Raw genomic sequence first — 7,011 nt, 5'->3', positions numbered from 1 at the left:
AAATCCTATAAAAACGGGCGTTCATCTAGCTTATGAAAGACCAATCTTCGGAAAATCCTATAAAAACGGGCGTTCATCTAGCTTATGAAAGACCAAACTTCGGAAAATCCTATGAAAACGGGCGTTCATCTAGCTTATGAAAGACCAAACTTCGGAAAATCCTATAAAAACGGGCGTTCATCTAGCTTATGAAGGACCATACTTCGGAAAATCCTATAAAAACGGGCGTTCATCTAGCTTATGAAGGACCAAACTTCGGAAAATCCTATAAAAATGGGCGTTCATCTAGCTCATGAAAGACCAAACTTCAGAAAATCCTATAAAAACGGGCGTTCATCTAGCTTATGAAAGACCAAACTTCGGAAAATCCTATAAAAACGGGCGTTCATCTAGCTTATGAAAGACCATACTTCGGAAAATCCTATAAAAACGGGCGTTCATCTAGCTTATGAAAGACCAAACTTCGGAAAATCCTATGAAAACGGGCGTTCACCGAGATCATGAAAGACCAAACTTCGGAAAATCTTATAAAAACGGGCGTTCATCAAGCCCAGACTGCGAAAAATAAAAAAAGTCCTTCATCTTAACTATGAAGGACTTATCTAGGTTAGTCTACAAGGAATCTCATTAGGAAATCCCTCCATGTATCCAATGCTATTTCCAAAAATCATCAAATACGGTAATCGGTGATTGACGTTTATGACGTGTTTTAAGAAAATGCCCTTCAAGTGTTTTTCGAGCTTCTTCTGGGATTTCTTTCCCCTCTAAGTAATCATCAATTTGATCATATGTTACACCGAGAGCGACCTCATCAGGTACGAGCGGGCGATCATCTTCAAGATCGGCTGTTGGAACTTTATTATAAAGATGTTCCGGGCAGCCAAGCTCTTTTAATAGCATTCTTCCCTGCCTTTTATTAAGCCGGAATAACGGCACTAAGTCAGCCGCTCCATCACCATATTTAGTATAAAAACCTGTGATAGCTTCTGCCGAATGATCTGTTCCAAGAACGACACCACTTTTCATCGCTGCAACAGCGTATTGAGCCTTCATACGCTCACGAGCTTTTTCATTCCCTTTTACAAAATCCGATAATTCAATGCCATTTTTCTTTAATGTTGCAACACTGGCATCAACTGCGGGCTGAATATTAATTGTTAATGCTTCACTAGGTTGAATGAACGCGATTGCATCCTTCGCGTCTTGTTCATCCTTCTGTTCTCCATAAGGAAGACGAATTGCGTAAAATTTAAATTCATCGGTGCCTTTTTCTTTATTCAACTCATCAACAGCGATTTGCGCAAGCTTCCCCGTAAGTGTCGAGTCTTGTCCACCAGAAATCCCTAGTACGATACTTTTTAGGAAAGAATTTCTCTTCAAATAATCCTTTAAAAATTCAACACTAGTCCGAATTTCTGCTTTTGGATCAATTTCAGGTTTGACCATCATTTCTTCAATGATTTGTTTTTGTAGAGAATCCATCATTCCACTCCTCTATTAGTTCCTTTTATTTATAGTACCAATTTCTACTTGAAACCAAACATTTTAACCGTGCTGCTGTCTGACCCTCTCTTTTACCTGGTGAATATGTTCCATTTTATTATTCCAGCACTTTTCACTGAGGTCGACAGGATAATCTTCAGGGTTCAATAAACGCTTGTACTCATCCCACAGAAGCTCAAGATTGCTCAAAAGATATCCACGAACCTCTGAAAGATCAGGAGTAGAATAAACTAATTCTCCATCTTTAAAAATATCCTTATGAAGCTCCCTAGCTTCGAAATTGGTCACAAATTTACTAATAAACGTATGAACAGGGTGGAACATTTTGAGTCTTTCCTCTGCTTGAGGGTTTTCATCTTCAAGAGCGATATAATCCCCTTCTGATTTATGATTAACGGTATTAATAATTCGATAAACCCTTTTTAACCCAGGAGTAGAGACCTTTTCCGCATTACTAGAAATCTTAATCGTATCCACCAACTCACCCTGATCGTCTTCAATGGAAACCAGTTTATAGACAGCTCCAAGGGCAGGCTGGTCATAGCCCGTAATCAGCTTGGTCCCAATACCCCAAACATCAATCTTCGCTCCTTGCGCCTTCAGGTTTAAAATCGTATGCTCATCTAAATCATTGGAAGCAATAATTTTCGTATCCTTAAAGCCTGCTTCATCGAGCATTATCCGTGCTTTTTTAGAAAGATACGCCATATCCCCGCTATCCAAACGAATTCCCTTAAAATTAATCCGGTCACCAAATTCTTTTGCCACTTTAATGGCTGCGGGAACACCTGATTTTAACGTATCATAGGTATCCACCAGGAACACGCAGTCCTTATGGCTCTCGGCATATTTTTTGAAAGCAAGATATTCATCTCGGTATGCTTGTACCATCGAATGGGCATGGGTACCCGATACAGGAATCCCAAATAGCTTACCTGCTCTGACGTTACTGGTGGCGTCAAATCCACCAATGTATGCCGATCTTGTCCCCCAAATGGCCGCATCCATCTCATGGGCTCTTCGTGATCCAAATTCCATCACGACTTCATCTTCGACAATCTGCTTAATCCTAGTCGCCTTCGTAGCAATTAACGTTTGATAATTGATGACATTTAGTAAAGCCGTCTCCAACAATTGCGCTTCCGCTAACGGGGCTTCCACCCGAAGAAGCGGAACATTCCCGAAGGCAAGCTCCCCTTCCATCATCGACCGAACCTTCCCCGTAAACCGAAGATCCTTTAAGTATTGAAGAAACTCCTCTTCATAGCCAACTTCCTCACGCAAATATGCAAGATCACTCTCGCTGAAACGGAAGTTTTGAATTAGTTCAATCACTCGCTCCAAGCCAGCAAAAACAGCATACCCATTCCCAAATGGGAGCTTTCTGAAAAACAAATCAAATACAGCCTTTCGATTATGAATCCCATCATCCCAATAAGCCTTCGTCATATTGATTTGATACAAATCGGTATGTAAAGCAAAGCTATCATCAACATATTTCTCCACGATGGTCTCTCCTTTAAGTGCGTTCATTATCATTTCTCTCTATTCTAACTAAAAATGAAGCAAAACCGAAACCTTTTAGCACCAAACTTGAGTTTAGATAGTTATATTAGTATCTTGAACCTGTTCTTTATGCTGCTTGCGAAGCTTGTGATACAGAAATGCCCCGTGTACACCTCTTCCATAAACAGTGAAAAAAATCGCCATTACAAAAAACCGTCCTATCCAAAAGCTTGAGTTCTGACTGCCCATAGTGAAAAATAACTGAAGCTGACCAAGAACATAAAGAGCTAAAAGGATCGAGTTGAAATCCAAGTGCTATAGAAGATAGGACACCCATGACATTGACTCTTTTTTAGCGTCTATTGCGTTCATTATTTGAATCTTGTTTTCATTAACTTAGATAATAAAAATAAGTGCAGAATATAAACATAAAAATAATAGGAAAGGAGCAACTAGTAATACAACCATTTAAATTAATCTTATAACTAGTCGTCCTTCCCCTCTTTTAATAAAATCTTCAATCATCGATGTTGCTACTGGGTATTGGTATTATATTTATCATTTATCTGTTTCCTTAAATCCTCAATCTTCTTTAAATTCAAATCATGTAAATCGTCTCTAATTTCATCAATGGATTGTTCAGCTAAATCTTCTAATTCATAATTACGTTTTCTTAACTCATCTCTTTGATCAAAGGTGATTTTCCCTTCTTCTCTAAGCATGTCAATGGAATAACTAATATTTAGCCTTTGTCTTAATGATTTTGAATTCCAATCATTTGAGAACCCTAAAATATCAAAACTATTATCCACTCTCTGTGCATCAGCATCTCTTAGAGCATCATTTTTCCAGCTTTCCCAATTTTCCAGTACTTCTTGGGCTCTCTGAAATTCTGTTTTTAGTTGCTCACCATTAGAAACAGTCGTGTAAATCCCATTTGCACTTTCAGCAACTTGTTGTAACTGTTTTTGGGCTTCTGCATCGACATTGAAACCAATTACATTAATAATAGGAGACACATTTGACCCAGCAAATGATTCGGCTACTTCAACAGGATCCCCATCACACGTTTCAATTCCATCACTGACAAGATAGATAAGGTTCGTATTTTTCTTAGCATCCAGTCCTTCAAAACTAGCCTTTGAGGATTCTAAAGCTCCAGCAACAGGTGTCCATCCACTTGGCTGAAATTGATCTAGTGCTTTATTAAACTCTTCTTGATTGTATGGTTTCAATTTGTAGACTTGTTCGATACTGGAACAAGATTTCTCTTTGTCTGCATCAGAACCCGTTCCCTTATGACCGTAAACTCTTAAAGAAACATTTGCTTCTTCTGGAGCATTGGCAAGAAACTCTTTGACCGCTTCCTTTGCAAGCTCCATTTGAGTTTTTCCACCCTGCGCTACCTTTGCCATACTTCCACTCGAATCTAAGATGATTTCAATATTATAGTTTTCTTTAAACTGAAGTCTTGGATCTTCCATATTTTCGTTACCAAACTTAGAGAATTCCCACTTCTTAATTAAATCCTGGGGATCAGCAAAATCAGTCGCAACGAGTGAGTAGATATAGCGGAAATACTTATCGTAATCCTCTTCTGTAGCATTTTCATTGAGAACAGGTACCTTTTTCATCAAAGGTAAATAATCTTTTTCGATTTCATCTACCAATATTTCTTGATCTGCATATAAGCCCGGAGATTGGTTAACTAATTCAATCGTATTGGTTGGAACTATAGGTAAGTCTTTGAAAATAGCAGATTGACTTTCACTACTCGGTTCTGTATTATTCTCTTCTTTCTTTGAATCTTTTTCAGATTTGGCATTTGCTTTTTCACTTGAAGCCTGGGAAGATGTAGTCACTTCTTTTTTTTCTTCCTTTTCACCGCTGCATCCAGTGGTGATTATTAGTAGGCAAAGTAATATTGTGGTGAATATTTTCATTGGTTAGCTCCTTGTATACTATTGTGTATTGATTTGGTTTTTTTCTTATGATGCTTTTTTTGGTTTATTGATAGTTTTTGGATTATATTCTTTAAGGTAGTTACTCCTCACTCATTAATCCAAAGTCAGCAAACTTAGAAGTAGATTGATATTTAGCCGTATTTTCTTTCGGTATTATCTCTAAGAGTTCCCAAAGTTCTGGAGTTTATTGAATTCAAGCTGGTAAATAGAAAAACTAAGAATTTTCACATTCACTAAAAGCCATAAAAGAGGTTAAAATTCTTTTACGGCTTCTCTTTACACTAGTTTTATTGATTCTATCAATCATTTAATTCTTAAATATATATATTTTTAATATTTAAATAAGAGAAAAGTATCTCTTTGGCATCATTTTAAAGCATTGTTATTGAAATTCAACATCAATTCGGTCAACTCGTAATTCTACAGGTTTACCTATTAGGTAAGTATATTCGTGAAAATATTGATCTTCATCGGAAATCTTTAATCCGGCATCGATAAAGTCTTCATGAAGTATACCTCTAATATAATAATTGTAGCCTTCGTTAATACGCTCTATGCATTTTGTTTCTTCATTTAGTTCATAAACCTCTAACTTATCTAAAATTGTAAAGCTAATTAAGACTGGATAGCAGCTTCCTTCTTCAATTTCATACGGGCAGGTGGATGCAAATCCAGTAAATTCATTGTCTTGAATCTCAATTGTAACCTCTTCCTCTATATGAGGATTTAATTTTTTTACTCGTGCAATATACCTCATGCTCTCCCCCCTTAATTTTCAACTGGGTTAATAACAGGAATGTTTTTACCATTTATAGTCTTCCATAACTTCTTTCCACTCTGAGTATGATAAGTAGTTATTTCCCCATTATTATTCGTACCAACAAATTCAAACTTTGCTTTACCATCTCGATTGTTACCCATAAATTTTACATATCCGGTTCGTATTTCACCTTTATAACTATATTCAACCTTTATACCATTTTTAATTACATCTCTAGCTCCATTTAGATATTCATCAGCATTTTTATATTCACCTTTAAACTCTTGTCCATGCTTTTCATAATGACTATCTAATTTTTGTTTATCTGCAAAGTTGTTAGGAATATTAACCGTACCCTTATTATCCTTTTTCTCATCCCCCCTATCCTTCTTCACAATATCCCCAGTATCCTCTGCTGCTTCTCCAATTTCATCTAACTTTTTAAAAGCTTTCAAAGGTTTGAATAAAATACTTCCCGCTGCCAAAACCCTCGCTCCACCGGAAATCTTTTGCTGACTTTCAGGATCCACCCCCGTCGCAAAGGCTTCAAAGTCCTCCGCATAGTCCATCAAGACTTCACCCGATGTAAAATACCCATATAGGTCAGATACACTTTGTTTAGAAAAAAGATAACTTCCGATATTACTAGTATAATTCCAAGCCGATGAAAGTCCGCCTTTCAAGTCCTCCCATGATTGACCTGACAGATGATAGTGAACTTGCGATTTAAAGTCGTCGAACACCTCACCGGATGTAAAATAGCGGAAGCTTTCACTAGCCATCCCTTTCGTATCGGACCACATTTCCCCCGAGCTTACATAGTCCCAAGCATTACTTGTTCCTTCCTTCGTCCCTTCCCATAGACCGATGAACGTATCCTTTAATCCGATACCGATACGCTTGAAATAATTTTCTATTTCATTTCCATTCGTTAAGAATTCCCAAAGCTCTGGATCCGTGTATTTGATGCTTTCTAGGTTTTCAATGTTTTTTATTTTCTCGATCTCTTCTTTCCCCAAACCTTCTTCTTTTAATTTTTCAAGTACTTCAGGGTCAAGCTCGTCTGTTGCTTCTTTTTCAACCCATTCTACCTTTTCTTCTTCGCCTTCAAATGTGCTTCCTTCCCAGGGGTCTCCCTCCCACGGATTCCCTTCCCATGGGTTGCCCTTCCAAGGTTGTATTTCTGCTGATGTTGTGACAGGGAGGATGGTCATGCTGAGGAGGAGGATAGCCATAAAGGTACATATCCAACGATTTCTTTGTTTTCTCACAGTACCA

At 37.7% G+C, this 7,011-nt stretch carries 5 protein-coding genes; all 5 read right to left on the bottom strand.

Annotation, left to right across the window (positions count from 1 at the left end; translation table 11 throughout):
- Positions 1-654: 654 nt before the first annotated feature.
- A complete protein-coding gene (gene nadE, locus JOC86_RS23710) occupies positions 655-1,482 on the bottom strand; it encodes an ammonia-dependent NAD(+) synthetase (RefSeq protein WP_205176002.1) in 828 nt (275 codons plus the stop codon).
- A 63-nt stretch (positions 1,483-1,545) separates the two neighbouring features.
- Positions 1,546-3,012, bottom strand: coding sequence for a nicotinate phosphoribosyltransferase (locus JOC86_RS23705; protein WP_205176020.1), 1,467 nt, complete (start codon positions 3,010-3,012; stop codon positions 1,546-1,548).
- A 530-nt stretch (positions 3,013-3,542) separates the two neighbouring features.
- Positions 3,543-4,952 (bottom strand): VWA domain-containing protein, encoded by a 1,410-nt coding sequence (locus JOC86_RS23700; RefSeq protein WP_205175993.1) that lies wholly within the window; start codon positions 4,950-4,952, stop codon positions 3,543-3,545.
- 403 nt (positions 4,953-5,355) lie between these two features.
- Positions 5,356-5,730, bottom strand: a complete 375-nt coding sequence (locus JOC86_RS23695) for a hypothetical protein (protein ID WP_205175991.1) — start codon at positions 5,728-5,730, stop codon at positions 5,356-5,358.
- Positions 5,731-5,741: 11 nt separating this feature from the next.
- Positions 5,742-7,004, bottom strand: coding sequence for a hypothetical protein (locus JOC86_RS23690; RefSeq protein WP_205175989.1), 1,263 nt, complete (start codon positions 7,002-7,004; stop codon positions 5,742-5,744).
- Positions 7,005-7,011: the final 7 nt, after the last annotated feature.

Origin of the sequence: Rossellomorea pakistanensis (genome assembly GCF_016908495.1) — a bacterium.
In the GTDB taxonomy this organism is placed as follows: Bacteria; Bacillota; Bacilli; order Bacillales; family Bacillaceae_B; genus Rossellomorea; species Rossellomorea pakistanensis.
This window is presented reverse-complemented; position numbering and strand designations above follow the sequence as displayed.

Coding starts and splice junctions, on each gene's coding strand:
- JOC86_RS23700 (WP_205175993.1), bottom strand. CDS start 4,952: ATGAAAATATTCACCACAATATTACTTTGCCTACTAATAATCACCACT.
- nadE (WP_205176002.1), bottom strand. CDS start 1,482: ATGGATTCTCTACAAAAACAAATCATTGAAGAAATGATGGTCAAACCT.
- JOC86_RS23695 (WP_205175991.1), bottom strand. CDS start 5,730: ATGAGGTATATTGCACGAGTAAAAAAATTAAATCCTCATATAGAGGAA.